At 61.2% G+C, this 15,222-nt stretch carries 14 protein-coding genes and 1 pseudogene; 2 read left to right on the top strand and 13 right to left on the bottom strand.

All coding sequences use genetic code 11. From position 1 onward, the window contains the following. Positions 1-133: 133 nt before the first annotated feature. The 7 genes from rplI to BM160_RS18840 form a co-directional block, all read right to left on the bottom strand. A complete protein-coding gene (gene rplI, locus BM160_RS18870) occupies positions 134-586 on the bottom strand; it encodes a 50S ribosomal protein L9 (protein WP_092007719.1) in 453 nt (150 codons plus the stop codon). Positions 587-599: 13 nt separating this feature from the next. After that, a complete protein-coding gene (gene rpsR / locus BM160_RS18865) occupies positions 600-884 on the bottom strand; it encodes a 30S ribosomal protein S18 (RefSeq protein WP_092007718.1) in 285 nt (94 codons plus the stop codon). Between the two features lie 10 nt (positions 885-894). Next, complete coding sequence (gene priB, locus BM160_RS18860; protein ID WP_092007717.1) at positions 895-1,194, bottom strand: primosomal replication protein N; 300 nt, start codon at positions 1,192-1,194, stop codon at positions 895-897. A gap of 60 nt (positions 1,195-1,254) precedes the next feature. Beyond that, a complete protein-coding gene (gene rpsF, locus BM160_RS18855) occupies positions 1,255-1,620 on the bottom strand; it encodes a 30S ribosomal protein S6 (RefSeq protein ID WP_011801780.1) in 366 nt (121 codons plus the stop codon). Positions 1,621-1,810: 190 nt separating this feature from the next. Continuing rightward, positions 1,811-2,977, bottom strand: coding sequence for an alpha-hydroxy acid oxidase (locus tag BM160_RS18850; protein WP_092007716.1), 1,167 nt, complete (start codon positions 2,975-2,977; stop codon positions 1,811-1,813). Beyond that, the gene (locus BM160_RS18845) at positions 2,977-4,500 is read right to left on the bottom strand and encodes an indolepyruvate oxidoreductase subunit beta family protein (protein ID WP_092007715.1); all 1,524 of its coding nucleotides are present in this window, start codon (positions 4,498-4,500) and stop codon (positions 2,977-2,979) included. Before BM160_RS18845 ends, BM160_RS18850 begins: the two co-directional genes overlap by 1 nt. Then, a complete protein-coding gene (locus BM160_RS18840) occupies positions 4,497-6,653 on the bottom strand; it encodes a thiamine pyrophosphate-dependent enzyme (protein WP_092007714.1) in 2,157 nt (718 codons plus the stop codon). Before BM160_RS18840 ends, BM160_RS18845 begins: the two co-directional genes overlap by 4 nt. 108 nt (positions 6,654-6,761) lie before the next feature. On the opposite strand from BM160_RS18840, the gene BM160_RS18835 reads away from it, so the two are divergent. Then, positions 6,762-7,691: a LysR family transcriptional regulator gene (locus tag BM160_RS18835; protein ID WP_092007713.1), complete on the top strand. Its 930-nt coding sequence runs from the start codon at positions 6,762-6,764 to the stop codon at positions 7,689-7,691. A 94-nt stretch (positions 7,692-7,785) separates the two neighbouring features. Here the strand turns inward: BM160_RS18835 and BM160_RS18830 are convergent, their stop codons facing one another. The 5 genes from BM160_RS18830 to ppsA form a co-directional block, all read right to left on the bottom strand. Beyond that, positions 7,786-9,897 (bottom strand): sodium:solute symporter family protein, encoded by a 2,112-nt coding sequence (locus tag BM160_RS18830; RefSeq protein WP_092007712.1) that lies wholly within the window; start codon positions 9,895-9,897, stop codon positions 7,786-7,788. Between the two features lie 176 nt (positions 9,898-10,073). After that, positions 10,074-10,334 (bottom strand): DUF4212 domain-containing protein, encoded by a 261-nt coding sequence (locus BM160_RS18825; RefSeq protein WP_092007742.1) that lies wholly within the window; start codon positions 10,332-10,334, stop codon positions 10,074-10,076. Next, on the bottom strand, positions 10,321-10,914 hold the full coding sequence (locus tag BM160_RS18820; RefSeq protein WP_255369003.1) for a tetratricopeptide repeat protein: 594 nt from the start codon (positions 10,912-10,914) through the stop codon (positions 10,321-10,323). Before BM160_RS18820 ends, BM160_RS18825 begins: the two co-directional genes overlap by 14 nt. A gap of 35 nt (positions 10,915-10,949) precedes the next feature. Continuing rightward, a complete protein-coding gene (locus BM160_RS18815; RefSeq protein ID WP_092007710.1) occupies positions 10,950-11,246 on the bottom strand; it encodes a hypothetical protein in 297 nt (98 codons plus the stop codon). A 115-nt stretch (positions 11,247-11,361) separates the two neighbouring features. Next, the gene (gene ppsA, locus BM160_RS18810; protein WP_092007709.1) at positions 11,362-13,761 is read right to left on the bottom strand and encodes a phosphoenolpyruvate synthase; all 2,400 of its coding nucleotides are present in this window, start codon (positions 13,759-13,761) and stop codon (positions 11,362-11,364) included. A 178-nt stretch (positions 13,762-13,939) separates the two neighbouring features. Here ppsA and BM160_RS18805 point away from each other — a divergent pair, with 178 nt between their 5' ends. Next, positions 13,940-14,761: a posphoenolpyruvate synthetase regulatory kinase/phosphorylase PpsR gene (locus BM160_RS18805; RefSeq protein ID WP_092007708.1), complete on the top strand. Its 822-nt coding sequence runs from the start codon at positions 13,940-13,942 to the stop codon at positions 14,759-14,761. A 132-nt stretch (positions 14,762-14,893) separates the two neighbouring features. Here the strand turns inward: BM160_RS18805 and BM160_RS18800 are convergent. Further along, positions 14,894-15,222: pseudogene (locus tag BM160_RS18800) on the bottom strand (DDE transposase); the annotation flags it as partial.

Below are 15,222 nucleotides of genomic sequence, written 5' to 3'. Positions count from 1 at the left end.
GGGACAAGTCTGTGGACAAGCGGGGGAAATCTGGTGGAAATACCCTCTGAACATGTGCATAACCCGCCCAAACCACTGCGCCATGAAAAAAGCCGCTCCTGGGAGCGGCTTTTTAAGACAGGACAATCCCGATTTAGGCGGTTTCGCCGTAGACCGTGACCGTGATGTCAACCACCACGTCGGTGTGCAGTGCCACGCTGACAGCGTGGTCGCCCACGGTCTTCAGTGGACCGTTAGGCAGGCGGATTTGCGCTTTGGCAACCGCGAAGCCTTGCTTGGTCACTTCTTGAGCGATGTCATGGTTGGTCACCGAACCGAACAGACGGCCGTCAACGCCAGCCTTTTGCGTCAGCTTGACGGTGGTACCGCCGAGCTTTTCGCCTTGAGCTTGCATTTCAGCCAGCTTGGCTGCGGCTGCTTTTTCCAGTTCAGCGCGTTTGACTTCGAATTCCTTGATAGCCACTGCGGTAGCGCGACGGGCGCGGCCGGAAGGGATCAGGAAGTTGCGTGCATAACCGTCTTTAACTTTGACGATCTCGCCCAGGTTGCCCAGGTTCACGACTTTGTCGAGCAGAATAATTTGCATGGTCGTGTACTCCTTACAGGGTGCGGTGCTGGTCGCTGTAAGGCAGCATCGCGAGGAAGCGAGCGCGCTTGACGGCGGTGTTGACTTGACGCTGGAAAATCGCGCGCGTGCCGGTCAGGCGTGCGGGGATGATTTTTCCGTTTTCGGCTACGAAATCGCGCAGGGTGTCGATGTCTTTGTAGTCGATTTCTTCAACGCCAGCAGCCGTGAAGCGGCAAAAACGCTTGCGCTTGAACAGCAGGGATTGGGTATTGCGCTTAGGGCGCTTGTCTTTGTTAAAACGTTTTGGTCCGGCCATGGTGGACTCCTTAAATGGGGTTCAGTACTTGATCGATTACTTGAATATGAAAAACAACGCTTTTGCTGGTGCGTGCATTGATGAGAAACCCGGTGAACCTGAAAGCATTGCCTAGGGGCAGCTGAACGGTTTGTTCAGCCAGCATTCCGAAAGCAACAGCTCTTAGCGTCAACTTGACCTTCCTGAGAACACCCGACTCAAGCACCTCGGACTCGTGTTCGAGAACGAAATTGGCGGCGGGGATTCCAGCGGGCGTGTAGCGAAGAGCACTCAGCTCAGCGATACAGGCGGTCAGTTCAACGTGGTTCACTACAAGTCATGCTCAGTTGCATTGATGCAGCAGCGAGGCGTTCAACAGCGTTGTGGCGAATTAAGCCGCAAACTCCTGCTGTTGGGTTTTACGGGCTTCTTCCCTCTCGACGTTGCGCATCATGAGGGACGGGCCGGTTTCAGCCTTTTTCTTGACCACGGTCAGGTGGCGCAGCACAGCATCGTTGAACTTGAACGCGTGTTCAATTTCTTCCATCACGGCCTGGCTGGCTTCGATGTTGATGCAGAGGTAATGGGCTTTGGCGAGCTTCTGGATCAGGTACACCAGCTGGCGACGGCCCCAATCTTCAACACGATGCACGGTGCCACCACCGGCGGTAATCATGCCCTTGTAACGCTCCAGCATGGCTGGGACTTGCTCGCTTTGATCCGGATGGATCAGCAAGACGATCTCGTAGTGACGCATAAACTCTCCTTTTGGTTAATTGAAAGCTGCCCCAGCGTCGTTAAGGGTGCAGCAAGGCGAAGCCCAAGATTATAGCCCGGACAAGGGGTGGAGCGCAAAATCGCCCTTCAAGGGAGGTAACTCGCCTCGAACCCAAGCTTTTTTCACCGTCATTTGGCATGGGGCTCGAGGTGCGTGATCAGCAGGTCGCTTAGGTAGGACTCCAAGCAAATGAAGGCGTCGATCCGGCGAACAGGTGGTGAGGTGCTATGTCACTCAGGGTGGCCGCTCCCAGCAAGGTCATGGTGCGCTCCAGCTCGTCGCTCAGCAGCTGCAAGACCGCGCGCGCACCGGCTTCACCGCCGCAGGCCATGCCGTAGACGGCCGGCCGGCCGACGAACACTGCCGAGGCGCCAAGGGCCAGCGCCTTGGCGATATCGCTGCCGCGTCTGAAACCACTATCGACAAAAACCGGCACACGTGCGCCGACCTTGTCGGCAATCGCCGGCAGCGCGTCTATGGTGGCCACGGCGGCGTCGAGCTGACGGCCGCCATGATTGGACACGATCAGGCCGTCCACGCCGTGGTTCAGCGCTCTGGCCGCATCGTCGGCATGTAAAAGACCCTTGATCAGCAAAGGGCCATCCCAGAGGCTTCGAATCCAGGCCAGGCTCTCCCACACCAGGCGCCTGTCCATCGCACGAGCCAGTAGCGCGGCCTGCACCTGCGCCGAGGCAGCGGCCTCTTGCGACTCGGCGAGATTGACGAAGCTCGGCATACCGTAACGGGCCACACGAAGCAGCCAGGCAGGATGGCAGGCCAGGTTGGCCAACGTGCGCAGCGTCGGCCGAAACGGCAGCTTGAAGCCATTACGGACATCGCGTTCGCGATAGCCGCTGACCGGCACGTCGACCGTAAGCACCAGAGCGCCGTAGTTGGCTTCGCGCGCGCGCCGGATCAATTGCTCTGCGATGGCGCGATCGCTCATCACATAGAGCTGCATCCACTGCAGGCCCTTAGGGGCCGCTTCCCGCACCGCCTCCAGCCGGGTATTGGAGGCCGTCGAGAGCACAAAGGGCAAACCCCGAGAAGCCGCTGCGCGCGCCAGAAACTTGTCGCCTTGCGGATGGACCAGGCCGCAGAACCCGACAGGCGCCACGCCAAGGGGCGCATTCCAGCGCTGGCCGAAAACGGTGAGCGAAGTGTCAATCGTGCTGGTATCGCGCAGGCAAGTCGGAACCAATTGCAAGGCTTGGAGATTGGCGCCGTTGCGATCGCGGCAACGCTCGTCCTCGGCAGCGCCCTCGACATAGTCGAACACAAAGCGAGGCAGGTTTTTCCTGGCCTGGCGCCGGAAATCTTCGATATTGAGCAGCATCAGACGCCTCGCGTCCGGCGGACTATCCGTATGGGGTGAACCTTGGGTGGGGGCGGCGGCAGGCCCAGCGACTGGGCCAGCGTGCGCCCCTCCGGATCGGCCAGCGCGGCAATGCGTGCTTCGCGCACACGGGCCTCATGGGCTTCAAAATCGATGGGCTGACGGCCTTCGAAATCGGAAAGAATCGCGCCAAGATTGCGGTGCCCACGCTCGCTGGTCTCGCCGTAGCCCTTCACCAGGTTGCCGCACAGCGCCAGTTCATGCGCCAGCCCCGGTGCGCGCACCATGGCACGGCGTATGGCGGCAAGCCAGCGCTCCATCATCTGCTGCTCGACGGCGTAGCGCGAGCTGCGCGGTCGCCACGGACGCAGGGAACGCAGGGCGCACAGCAGCAAAAAGCCACTCACCGTATCGGTGCGCATGTGCAGGCCGACGCTGAGCGCGTTCTCGCGGCCCTTGTAGCGCTTGCGCATCCAGCCGGCGAGGCCGGTTGGCAGCACGGAACAAATTTCATCGAGTCCCGGCTTGAGATATTCGGTCAGACGCAGCGGTTCGCCTTGTTTGGCCGACACCTCGCGCCGCACACGGGCCAGCCGGTCCCGGCGCGTCTTCAGGTCGGCCACGCGGATCACGTCTTCATAGCCCATCCACAAGGCAAGGTAGCGCGCAGTTTCACACGACACCGGCATGGCGCTCGCGTGCTGCTCGGCTTCGAGTGCGATCACGCTTTCACAGCGGTCCAGGTACAGGTCGGCGTACTTCGCGTTCTGAAAATCCGCAGTGTGCCGGGCGCCGGCACCGGCCAGTGCCTGCACCGGTGCGGGAAGCCGCTGCACGCGTTGCGGGTGGCGCGTCGCCTTGTGCGGCACGGCCGGCGCAGCATCGACCGGGCCACGCGTGACATGCTCAAAACCGGCGGCAAAGCCGCGCAGGCTGGCCTCCACCGACTTGCCGGATTCCCGAATGGCGTTCTCGCAGGCTTCGCGCGAGAAAGGCAACACGCCAGAACCCGCCATGGCGCCGAACATCAAGGTGTTGATCACGCAGCCGTGCTGCCATGCAAGCGCGCGCATGTCGAACAGAAAGGCACGCTGCGCCATCTTGTTCGCCGCGTCGCTCAGCCGCCGGGTATCGAAGCGGCCGTCGCCCATGGCCATCTTCTCGGCAATGGCGTATTCGCGATGGGTGGAGGCGATGAGCGTGGTGCGTTTGGCATGCACGTAGCCGCCTTGCAGCACGCGCCCGGCCTCGATCAGCTCCGATGCCGCCACGATGTCCAGACTGCCCGGCGTCGGCGTGAGCGAAAACACTGGCTCACGGCCATTGAGCTCGCTGCGCGGCACCGGCAGCACTTCCAGGTAGTAGGTAGTGGCACCGGTGCGCTGGGCCACGCCCGGCACCGAGGTGCTCTGCACCGGAAAGTCATGGTGTGCCGCGGCCGAGATGACCCAGTCCGCCAGCACGCCGCCGCCTTCGCCGCCGAGGGCCGCGACCAAAATAGAGATGGGTTGAAACTGCTTCATGCTGTAAGACTTTCTTCTTCTGAGCTGCGGGCCTTGCCGGCCAGCATGCCAATCACGCTGGAGCGCATGCGGTAAAGCCAGCGTTCCCAGCGGCTTGCGTTCTGGATGATTTCTGCCTTGTAGAACGAGGGGCACAGCGTCGCCGCATGCACGTTCTCACCGCACAGGCCGCAGCCCACGCAGCCCTGGTTGACCGTGGCCACCGGGTCGGTGCGCAAGGCGCTAGGGTTGGGCTTGACCGTGAGCGACGGGCAGCCCGACAGGCGGATACAGGAGTGGTCGCCGGTGCAGACGTCGTCATCGATGCCAAAGCGCGTGCGCACCTCACGCTTGCCTTCCTTCAGGCGCTTGGCCACCACGGGCTTGATGCGGCGCTGCCGTTCGAGCTGGCATTCTCCATCGGCGATGATGACCTTGAGGCCGCCCACTTCGGTGGTCATGGCCTTCTTCAGCACGCCCATCATGTCGGCCACGTTGTAGCTAGGCACCGTCTCTATCCACGTCACGCCCACGCCACGCAGGGCCGCCTCGATGTCCAGCGTCAGCGCATGGTTGGCGGGTTGGCTGGGCGAAGACGGAATCGCCTGCGTGCCAGTGGCCGAGGTGTAGCCGTTCTTCAGGATCACCAGCACCGAGTCCTGGCCGTTGTAGGCCGCATTGACCACACCGCTGGTAAAGCCGTTGTGCCAGAAGCCGCCATCACCCATGATGCTCAGCACCCGGCCTCCCATCAGCGGGCCTATGCCCGAAGAGCTGGCCAGACCCAGGCCGTAACCCAGCACCGTGCTGCCGACATTGAAGGGCGCCAGCGTGCCGAAGGTGTGGCAGCCGATATCTGCATTGACATGCACATTGCCCAGTTCTTTCTGGATCAGCTTGATCGCCGCGAATACCGGACGCTCCGGGCATCCCACGCAAAATCCGGGTGGGCGGCTAGGCACGGGCACCGCCAGTGCTTCTGCACTTTCCTTGCGAAGCTCCGTCAGCCCGCGCTGGGTGAGCAGCAATTCGTCAACGTTCAGCCCCTGCGGCCGCACCTGCGCTACATACGCGCCTATCCCGCGCAGCAGCACCTCGCCCGAGTATTCGCCGGCCAGGGGGAACAAATCCTTGCCATGCAGCGGCGTAGCAATCTGCGCCTTGCGCAGCAGCGCGTGCAGCGCGTCCTCGATGTAATTGGGCTGGCCTTCCTCGACCATCAGCACAGCCTTGCGCTGCGCGCAGAAGTGCGCCAGTTCGTCGGGCACCAGTGGGTAAACCACGTTGAGCACATGCAGCGGAATCTTGGAGTTGCCGTAGGTATCGGCCAATCCCAGTTGCTGCAACGCGCGTATAACACCGTTATACAAGCCGCCCTGCACGATGATCCCGAGTTCGGTGTGTTCGCCCTCGAAGGTTTCGTTGAGCTGGCGACTGCGTATGAAGTCGACCGCGGCGGGCCAGCGCGATTCGATCTTGAGGCGCTCGTGCTCGTAGATCGAAGGCGGCAGGTTGATTTTCGTGAAGTCGAAAACCGGATTCGTGATCGGCGCCTTGCTCGAAATCAGGGGCGCCTTGTTGTCCTTGCAAACAAAGCTGCCGTACACGTGGCAGGCGCGGATGCGCAGCTGCATCATCACCGGCGTTTGCGAGGCCTCCGACAACTCGAAGCTGCGCTCCACCGCGTTCACGATGGAGGTCAGGTTGGGCCGGGGGTCCATGAGCCACATCTGCGACTTCATGGCAAAGGCATGGGTACGCTCCTGGATGATGCTGGAGCCTTCGCCGTAGTCTTCACCCAGTATGACGAGCGCACCGCCCTTCACGCCTGACGAGGCCAGGTTGGACAGCGCATCCGAGGCCACGTTGGTGCCGACGGTGGATTTCCACGTCACCGCGCCGCGCACCGGGTAATGAATAGATGCGCCAAGCATGGCCGCCGCACCGGCTTCCGAAGCACTGCTCTCGAAGTAGATGCCCAGGCCGCCCAGCAACTCGCGCGAGTCGCCCAGCACGTCCATCAGGTGGGAAATCGGCGCGCCTTGGTAGCCGCCGATGTAGCTCACGCCGGATTGCAGCAGCGCTTTGGTGACGGCGAGAATGCCTTCGCCGTGAAAAGTCTCGCCCTCACCAAGCGAGAGGCTTTGCACTTCAGCCTTGAATGAACGCTCCATCGTGAATGTCTCCTGAATTTTTTATCTCAATCCCAAAGCATAGGCAGGACCGCTATAGTTATCCAATCAATGTTTTGACTGTTTCAAATAGATGACATCGATACTTATATGAATGCCTTGCCTCTTGTGAACCCTCATCGCATCGACTTGAATCTGGTTCGCGTGTGCGTTGCCATCCACGAAAGCGGCAGCGTCACGCGTGCGGCAGACCTGCTGTCACTGACTCAGCCGACCGTGAGCTATGGCCTGGCCAAGCTGCGCGAATTGTTCGGCGACCCGATTTTTCTGCGTAGCGCCCGCGCCATGGTGCCTACGCCTCGCGGCGAGCAGATCTGCCAGCAGTTTCGTGAGGCGCTGACGCATATCGACAGCGCCCTGGAGTCGGCCCAGGCTTTCGATCCCCTGCGATCAACACGCCAGATGCGGGTGGCCATGTCCGACATTGGCGGGCTGGTGTTCCTGCCGCCCTTGTTCGGGCATCTGCAGCGCCATGCGCCCAACCTGAAGCTCGAGATCGTTGAGGTGCCGGTCGATCAGGTGGCAGGCGAGCTGGCCGCTGGCCGCATCGATGCGGCGGTCGGCAATCTTCCGACCGTGCGCGCGCGCACGCGCAGCACCCTGCTCTTCGCCGAGCACTATGTGTGCATGATGAGCGCCCACCATGCGCTGGCTACGCAGGAGCTGACGCTGAATCGCTTCGTGACGGCCAAGCATGTGGTGGTCGCGTCGCCCTTTTCCGGCCACCGACTGCTGGACCAGGCGCTGGCCGAGCAAGGCGTGGCCCGGGAGGTTTCGGTGATCACGCCGCACTTCACCATCCTCGCCAGCCTGGTCAGCAGCGGCGGCGTGCTGGCAACGCTGCCCTCGCGAGTGGCTCGCGCCTTCGCCGGCTACGCACCGCTGGTGATCAAGGAGCTGCCCGTGAAGATGCCCGAGTTTGAAGTCCGGCTCCACTGGAACGAGCGCCAGGAAAACGCTGCGGCCCAGCGTTGGCTGCGAGAACAGATCACACAGGCACTCGGGTCGTTGCAGCCGTGAACAGCATAGAAAGATAGCGCAACACCAATAAAAATGAAGCGGCCTGCCGCTTTGTGCAGGGCCACTAGCCGACCCAGGCCCAAGCCCGGCGCACTCAGGAATTTCTCAGATCGGGATAGCGGATGTACTCCACCAGCTCCTGGATTTTCGGGCCTGGCGGCGGCGTCACCAGGCTCACCAGCACGATCACGGCAAAGCCAACCGGCACGCCAAAGAAGCCCGCGGCAATCGGGTCTATGCCCCACCACAGCTGTACCGGTGAGCTGATGCCGAAAGTGGCGCGCAGCCAGGGCTGATTGGTAAACATGTAGTAAGACGTCACGCCCAAGCCGGCCACCATGCCCAGCACTGCCGCAGGGCCGGTGGCGCGCTTCCAGAAAATCCCCAGGCTGAGAGCCGGAAAAAATGAAGCGCCGGCAAAGGAAAACGCCGCCGAAACCAGAAACAGGATGTCGGCCGGCTTTTGCGCAGCGACATAGGCCGCCAGCAAGGCCACGATGAGCAACAGGATTTTGGACACCGTGACCCGGCTCACGGTCGAGGCGTTGGGGTCTATCATTTTGTAATACAGATCATGACCCAGCGCATTGGCAATGGTCAGCAGCAAGCCATCTGCCGTGGAGAGCGCAGCCGCCAGCCCGCCCGCTGCCACCAGTCCCGAGATAACGTAAGGCAAGCCGGCCAGCTCGGGCGTGAGCAGCACGATGATGTCGCCGCCTATGCTCATTTCATTGAGCTGCAGGATGTTGTCCTTGTTGACATCGGCCACCGACAGCAGCGTCGGGTCTATCTTGTTCCAGGCATTGACCCAGGCCGGCAATTGGTCAAACGGCGTTCCGACCAGCACCGTGAAGATTTCATATTTCACCAGCACCGCCAGCGCTGGCGCGGTGAAATACAACAGAAAAATAAAGAATAAGGACCAGGTCACGGACTGCCGCGCCTCACGCACACTGGGCACGGTGTAATAGCGCATCAGGATGTGCGGCAAGGCGGCTGTGCCTACCATGAGGCAGAAAATCAGCGCCAGGAAATTGCGCCGTGAGATGTCGTAAAGCTCTTTTTCCTGCGGCGTTCCATCGGGATCACCGGCAAACTGGGCCGCGTGGGCAGGCATGCCGTTGAGCGGCCTGGTCTTGACGTCTGCCATGGCCTTGGCGGTGGCCCAGGCCTGGCTGGCAGCAGCCTCATTCTTGGGCAGTGCCGCCAGCGCCTTGCCCGCGGCCGACACCTCTGCCACAGAAGCATTGTTGGCCTTCAAATCCTCCAGTTTTTTACTGGCGACCAGTTTGTCCGCCGCCAGGGCGGCTGCCGGATGCGCGATCTTGTCGGCCAAAGCCTCGGAACGCTGCTGAAAGAGCGCGCGGACCTGCAGTTCCTTGGGGTCCATGGCCAGCTCTTTTTCCTTGGCGCTGACCTTTTCCAGCTGAAAGCCGTACACCAGTTGCGGCACCGGAACACCGGTCTGCGTGACGGACAGCCAGACCACCGGAATCAGGTACGCCACCACCAAAATAATGTATTGGGCCACCTGGGTCCAGGTCACCGCGCGCATGCCCCCCAGAAATGAGCACACCAAAATGCCGCCCAGGCCCAGGAAAATGCCCAGCTCAAAGGCGATGCCGGTGAGATAGGAGGCAATCAAGCCAACGCCATAAATCTGCGCCACCAGATAAGTGAAGGAACACAAAATGGCCGCCGCCAGACCGATCAGCCGGGGCAGATTGCCGCCGTAGCGCTCACCCAGAAAATCCGGAATGGTGAACTGGCCAAACTTGCGCAAATAAGGCGCCAGCACCAGGGCCACCAGGCAATAGCCGCCGGTCCAACCCATGATGAAGGCCAGGCCGCTGTAACCCGTGAGGTACAAGCTGCCCGCCAGGCCGATGAACGAGGCCGCCGACATCCAGTCGGCGCCTATGGCCATGCCGTTGTAGACCGCAGGCACACGGCGGCCCGCCACGTAATATTCGGTGGCATCGGTGGTACGGCTCATGGCCCCTATGCCCGCGTATAGACCTATGGTGGCCAACAAAAAGGTCAAACCTATCCAGGTACGCGGCAGGCCCATGCGCTCCAGGCCGGCCAGCACGACCACGAACAGCACAAAGCCCAGCGTGTACCAGCGGTAGACGCGATCCAGCTGTCTCTTGAACTGCTGTTTTGAGAGCCTGGCACCGTCGCGGGCACCGAAGAAACCGGCCATGACCTAGAGGCGGCAGTTGGACGGGCTCGAGTGGGCCGTCATGGGGTGGGCTGGCGGCATCACCGGATGCCTAGCGCTCTGATGCAAGCAAAAGAGGAAAAAGAGGGCTTTGAGATCAAAAGATGTCATGCACATACGGTGTGTTTTGAGTGAGCAGTCAACTGCCGTCTCCAGGTTCAATCGTCTCCGTCAGCCACGTCATGCTCAATATCAAGACGGTTCATGTACCAGGCATAAAAACCGACGATGAGGCAATAGACCAGCAAGGCGCCTTGCGAGCCTATCCAGAAGCTGAAGGGCCAGCCGAAAAAAGTGAAGTTCAGTGCCCGCGCAAAAAATGCCACGCCAAAGGTGACGGCAAACCAGATCACCAGCAGCAGCGCCGTGACCACGAGGTTTTTACGCCAATAGCGGCGATGTTTGTCAGTAAGCTGCATCACCAGCCACACTGGCGTTGCTCATTCGAGCCGGCTGGCCCAGGCCGGTTTCGCGCTCCAGTTGTGCCGCCACCCTGGGCTCGAAGCGGCGCAGATGCGCAATCACTTTGCGGGCCTCGTCGGGCTGACCCAGCGCCAGCCTGACCTGCGCCAGCCGATACCAGCCATGGGGACTCATGGGTTGCAAAGCCGTGTTCTGCTGCAAGGCCTTCAGCGCCTCGGGGAATTGCCGCTGCTCAATCAACACCAGAGCCAGGCCATACCAGGCCCTGTCCATGCGGGCATCCAGCGCCAGGGCTTGTTGAAAGGCCGGCCCGGCCTCGTCATGGCGCCCGGCCAGTTGCAGCACATAGCCCAGATTGAAGCAAGACACCGCCTGTTGCGGCACCGGGCCAGTGAGGCGGCAAAGCTGCTGCAGGCCGACGATGGCCTCATCAAATCGATTCAGCTGAACCTGCACATGAGCCCGGCTGGCGAGCGCATAAGGATCAGCCGGCCAGCACCGCAGCATCCGCTCAAAGCCCGACAAGGCACGTGAACGCCTGCCGATGGCCAGCAGCGCCATAGCGTGGAGCCGCAAAAGAAGATAGGCAAGCCGGGACTGAAGTGAGGACTTCACCGGCATAGCGCAACGCCTATGCGCAGACAGATGCCGACCTTGGCCACCGTTGCCCCGGCCCAGATCAGCAGCAAGATAGCGAAAGCCACCAGCGGCAAATGGCGCTCCAGCACCATGCGCGGTGAAAGCCAGCGCGCCGCCTTGAGCCAAGGGCGGCCCAGCAACTGAAGCAGGCGATAAAACGGGTTGCGATCACGCGCCGGGCCCGCCAGCAAGCCAAGCACGCCCTGGCCCAACAGCGCCAGCAAGGCGATTTCAGCGAGCAGTTTGACGACGAGAACGAGGGTGAGCATGAGGTCTAAAAGACATTGGGAGCTTGCCTTCGATTGTCATCGGAGTAAGCTCCCAATTGCCTGATACGCACCCCCGGCGCACCGGGGGTTTTCCCTCAATGCGCTGCTGACGAACTCAGTTCGCCAGACGCTTCCAGGTATCTATCACAGTGTCCGGATTGAGCGAGATCGAGCCTATGCCCTGCTCTTTCAGCCACTGGGCAAGGTCTGGATGGTCGCTGGGGCCCTGGCCGCAGATACCGACATACTTGCCCTGGCGTTTGCAGGCCGCAATTGCCATGCTCAGAAGAGCCTTGACCGCTGGGTCGCGCTCGTCAAAGTCCTTGGCCAGGATTTCCAGCCCCGAATCGCGATCCAGACCCAGCGTGAGCTGAGTCAGGTCGTTGGAGCCGATCGAGAAACCATCAAAGTACTCGAGGAACTGGTCGGCCAGCACCGCATTGCTGGGCACTTCGCACATCATGATGAGGCGCAAACCATCCTGGCCGCGCTTCAGGCCATGCTGGGCCAGCAACTCGGTCACGGCCTTGGCCTGGCCCAGGGTACGCACAAAGGGCACCATCACCTCGACGTTGGTCAGGCCCATGTCGTTGCGCACACGCTTGAGCGCCTCGCACTCCATGGCAAAAGCCTCGCCAAACTCGGCGCTGACGTAGCGCGCCGCACCGCGAAAGCCCAGCATTGGATTTTCTTCTTCCGGCTCGTAGCGCGAGCCGCCAATCAGTTTGCGGTACTCGTTGGACTTGAAATCAGACAGCCGAACGATCACCGACTTGGGCCAGAAGGCCGCGCCAATGGTGGCGATGCCTTCGGCCACCTTGTCGACGTAAAAGGCACGCGGCGAGGCATGGCCTCTGGCCACGCTTTCCACGGCCTTTTTCAGATCGGCATCGACATTCGGGTAGTCCAGAATCGCCTTGGGGTGCACGCCGATGTTGTTGTTGATGATGAACTCCAGCCGCGCCAGGCCCACGCCCTGATTGGGGATCTGGCAGAAGTCAAAGGCCAGCTGCGGGTTGCCGACGTTCATCATGATCTTGATGTCAATCGGCGGCATCTCGCCGCGCTGCACTTCGGTGACTTCGGTTTCCAGCAAGCCGTCATAGATATTGCCGGTATCGCCTTCGGCGCAGCTCACGGTCACCAGCATGCCGTCTTTCAGCAGCTCGGTGGCGTCGCCGCAACCGACCACGGCAGGAATACCCAACTCGCGCGCAATGATGGCGGCGTGGCAAGTACGGCCGCCACGGTTGGTAACGATGGCGCTGGCGCGCTTCATCACCGGCTCCCAGTTCGGGTCGGTCATGTCGGTCACCAGCACGTCGCCGGGCTGGACCTGGTCCATCTCGCTGATATCGTGCACGATGCGAACCGGGCCGGTGCCAATCTTCTGGCCAATCGCCCGGCCTTCGGCCAGCACGGTGCCCGTGCCCTTGAGCTTGTAGCGCTGCTCGGCCTTGCCCTTGGCCTGGCTTTTCACGGTTTCGGGACGCGCCTGCAGGATATAGAGCTGGCCATCGGTGCCATCTTTGCCCCACTCCACGTCCATGGGACGGCCGTAATGCGCTTCAATGATCAGGGCGTAGCGCGCCAGCTGCTCCACGTCGGCGTCGCTCAGGGAATAGCGGTTGCGCAGCTCTGCCGGCACATCGGTGGTTTTCACCAGCTTGCCGCTGGCTTGCTTTTCTGCAGCGGTCGTGAACTCCATCTGCAGCAGCTTGGAGCCCAGATTGCGGCGGATCACCGCACGTTTGCCGGCTTTCAGCATGGGCTTGTGCACATAGAACTCGTCGGGATTGACGGCGCCCTGCACCACGGTTTCGCCCAGGCCGTAGCTGGAGGTGATGAAAACCACGTCTTCAAAACCGCTTTCGGTGTCTATGGTGAACAGCACGCCGGCCGCACCCAGGTCGCTGCGCACCATGCGCTGCACGCCGGCCGACAAGGCCACGTCGGCATGGGCAAAGCCCTGGTGCACGCGGTAGCTGATGGCGCGGTCGTTGTAAAGCGAGGCGAACACCTCTTTCATCTTGTGCAGCACGTCTTCGATGCCGACCACATTCAAAAAGGTTTCCTGCTGGCCGGCAAAAGAGGCATCGGGCAAGTCTTCTGCGGTGGCGGAGGAGCGCACGGCAAAGCTGGCCTGCGCATTGCCGGCGCTCAGCGTGGCAAAACTCTCACGCACGGCTTTTTCGAAATCGGCCGGGAAAGGTTGCGCTTCGACCAGCGCACGGATCTGGCTGCCGGCCGTGGCCAGGGCCCGCACGTCCTCGGTGTCGAGCGCATCGAGCACGGCATTGATTTTCTTGTCCAGCCCGTCGTGGGCCAGAAACACACGGAAGGCATGGGCCGTGGTGGCAAAACCGGTGGGAACGCGAACGCCCTCGGGCCCGGTGGGCAGTTGCGAGATCATCTCGCCGAGGCTGGCGTTTTTACCGCCTACGGCCTCGACGTCTGTCATTCTCAGATTTTCAAAAGGCACGACCAGGGCGGTCGCCTCAAACAGTTGGGACATGAAAATACTCCGGGAGGTTTAAAAACTGGGGTATTGAGCATGCGCGGCCAGCAACCTTGTTGTTGTTTTAAGGGGTTGAAGCGGGGCATGCCATGACAAATCTGGATAATTGCCGCAATTGTAGAACGCGGCCGCCCCTTGCGTCTGCCCCGGCCTTTTATCGTACTGAGCGCCCACCATGTCCCAACGCACCGTATTTTTCATCTCCGACGGCACCGGCATCACCGCCGAAACCTTTGGCAACGCCATCCTGGCGCAATTCGAGCTCAAGGCGCGCCATGTCCGCCTGCCTTTTGTCGACAACGTGGACAAGGCGCACCAGGCGGTCCGCCAGATCAACCACACCGCCGAGCTGGAAGGCCGCAAGCCGATTGTCTTCACCACGCTGGCGAACATGCAGGTGCTCGAAGTCATCAAGACCAGCTGCCAAGGCATGCTGCTGGACATGTTCGGCACCTTTGTCGCACCGCTGGAAAACGAGCTGGGCCTCAAGTCCAACCACCGGGTCGGGCGTTTTTCGGACGCCTCGAAAAGCAAGGAATATGACGACCGCATCGAGGCCATCAACTTTTCGCTGGCGCATGACGACGGCCAGAGCAACCGCGATCTGGCCGGTTCGGACGTGATTCTGGTGGGCGTCAGCCGCAGCGGCAAAACCCCCACTTCGCTTTACCTGGCCATGCAATACGGCCTGAAAGCCTCCAACTACCCACTGATCCCGGAAGATTTCGAGCGCCGCCAGCTGCCGCCGGCGCTGGTGCCGCACCGCAAAAAGATTTTCGGCCTGACGATTGCGCCCGAACGCCTGGCGCAAATTCGCAACGAACGCCGGCCCAACTCGAAGTACGCCAGCCTGGTCAACTGCCGCGACGAAATCCATGAGGCCGAAGCCATGATGCGGCGCGAAGGCATACGCTGGTTGTCGACCACCACCAAATCGATCGAGGAAATCGCCACCACCATACTGCAGGAGATCAGGCCGGAGCGGCTGGAATACTGAAACAGCGGCATTTTGCTCTGTTTTTAATAGCTGGCTGCGCTTATCAGCATTGGCCTTTTGGCATATTTCATGCCTAAAACCAACGCCAGACAGGCCAGATCAACAAAAAAGCCACCGCGAGGTCAATGCCAGTCAGTTAAGAGCTGACTGGCATTTTTTTGATGGGTACTTGCTGCGGGTGGATCGCTTGACCTCGCGTGGGAAGCTGCGATCAGGGCGGCGCGGCGGCAGCACAAAGTAACGAGCCTGATCGAGCAGCAGTTGCAAGTGCTTTGGCAAAGTGCCTGCTCGCGCCAGATGCACGGTGTTCAAGGCTCCCATGATGGCGTGCTTGGCCGTATGAAAGCTGATCCTCAGTGGTGCCACACCCACGTGCTCAGCCATCAAACGCATCCACCGCCGAAGCAGTGTATGGGCGAGTAACACGCCCCAGACCTCTTGCATCACTAATTCTGGCTGCT

It is taken from the genome of Polaromonas sp. OV174 (genome assembly GCF_900112285.1).
Classification (GTDB): domain Bacteria; phylum Pseudomonadota; class Gammaproteobacteria; order Burkholderiales; family Burkholderiaceae_C; genus Polaromonas.
Note: the sequence above shows the minus strand (reverse complement) of the source record. Positions and strands in the feature narration are given on the sequence as shown.

Excerpts from the sequence above, each read along its gene's own strand:
- rplI (WP_092007719.1), bottom strand. The coding sequence starts at position 586 with ATGCAAATTATTCTGCTCGACAAAGTCGTGAACCTGGGCAACCTGGGC.
- rpsR (WP_092007718.1), bottom strand. The coding sequence starts at position 884 with ATGGCCGGACCAAAACGTTTTAACAAAGACAAGCGCCCTAAGCGCAAT.
- rpsF (WP_011801780.1), bottom strand. The coding sequence starts at position 1,620 with ATGCGTCACTACGAGATCGTCTTGCTGATCCATCCGGATCAAAGCGAG.
- BM160_RS18850 (WP_092007716.1), bottom strand. The coding sequence starts at position 2,977 with ATGCTGCTCAATATCGAAGATTTCCGGCGCCAGGCCAGGAAAAACCTG.
- BM160_RS18845 (WP_092007715.1), bottom strand. The coding sequence starts at position 4,500 with ATGAAGCAGTTTCAACCCATCTCTATTTTGGTCGCGGCCCTCGGCGGC.
- BM160_RS18840 (WP_092007714.1), bottom strand. The coding sequence starts at position 6,653 with ATGGAGCGTTCATTCAAGGCTGAAGTGCAAAGCCTCTCGCTTGGTGAG.
- BM160_RS18835 (WP_092007713.1), top strand. The coding sequence starts at position 6,762 with ATGAATGCCTTGCCTCTTGTGAACCCTCATCGCATCGACTTGAATCTG.
- BM160_RS18830 (WP_092007712.1), bottom strand. The coding sequence starts at position 9,897 with ATGGCCGGTTTCTTCGGTGCCCGCGACGGTGCCAGGCTCTCAAAACAG.
- BM160_RS18825 (WP_092007742.1), bottom strand. The coding sequence starts at position 10,334 with ATGCAGCTTACTGACAAACATCGCCGCTATTGGCGTAAAAACCTCGTG.
- BM160_RS18815 (WP_092007710.1), bottom strand. The coding sequence starts at position 11,246 with ATGCTCACCCTCGTTCTCGTCGTCAAACTGCTCGCTGAAATCGCCTTG.
- ppsA (WP_092007709.1), bottom strand. The coding sequence starts at position 13,761 with ATGTCCCAACTGTTTGAGGCGACCGCCCTGGTCGTGCCTTTTGAAAAT.
- BM160_RS18805 (WP_092007708.1), top strand. The coding sequence starts at position 13,940 with ATGTCCCAACGCACCGTATTTTTCATCTCCGACGGCACCGGCATCACC.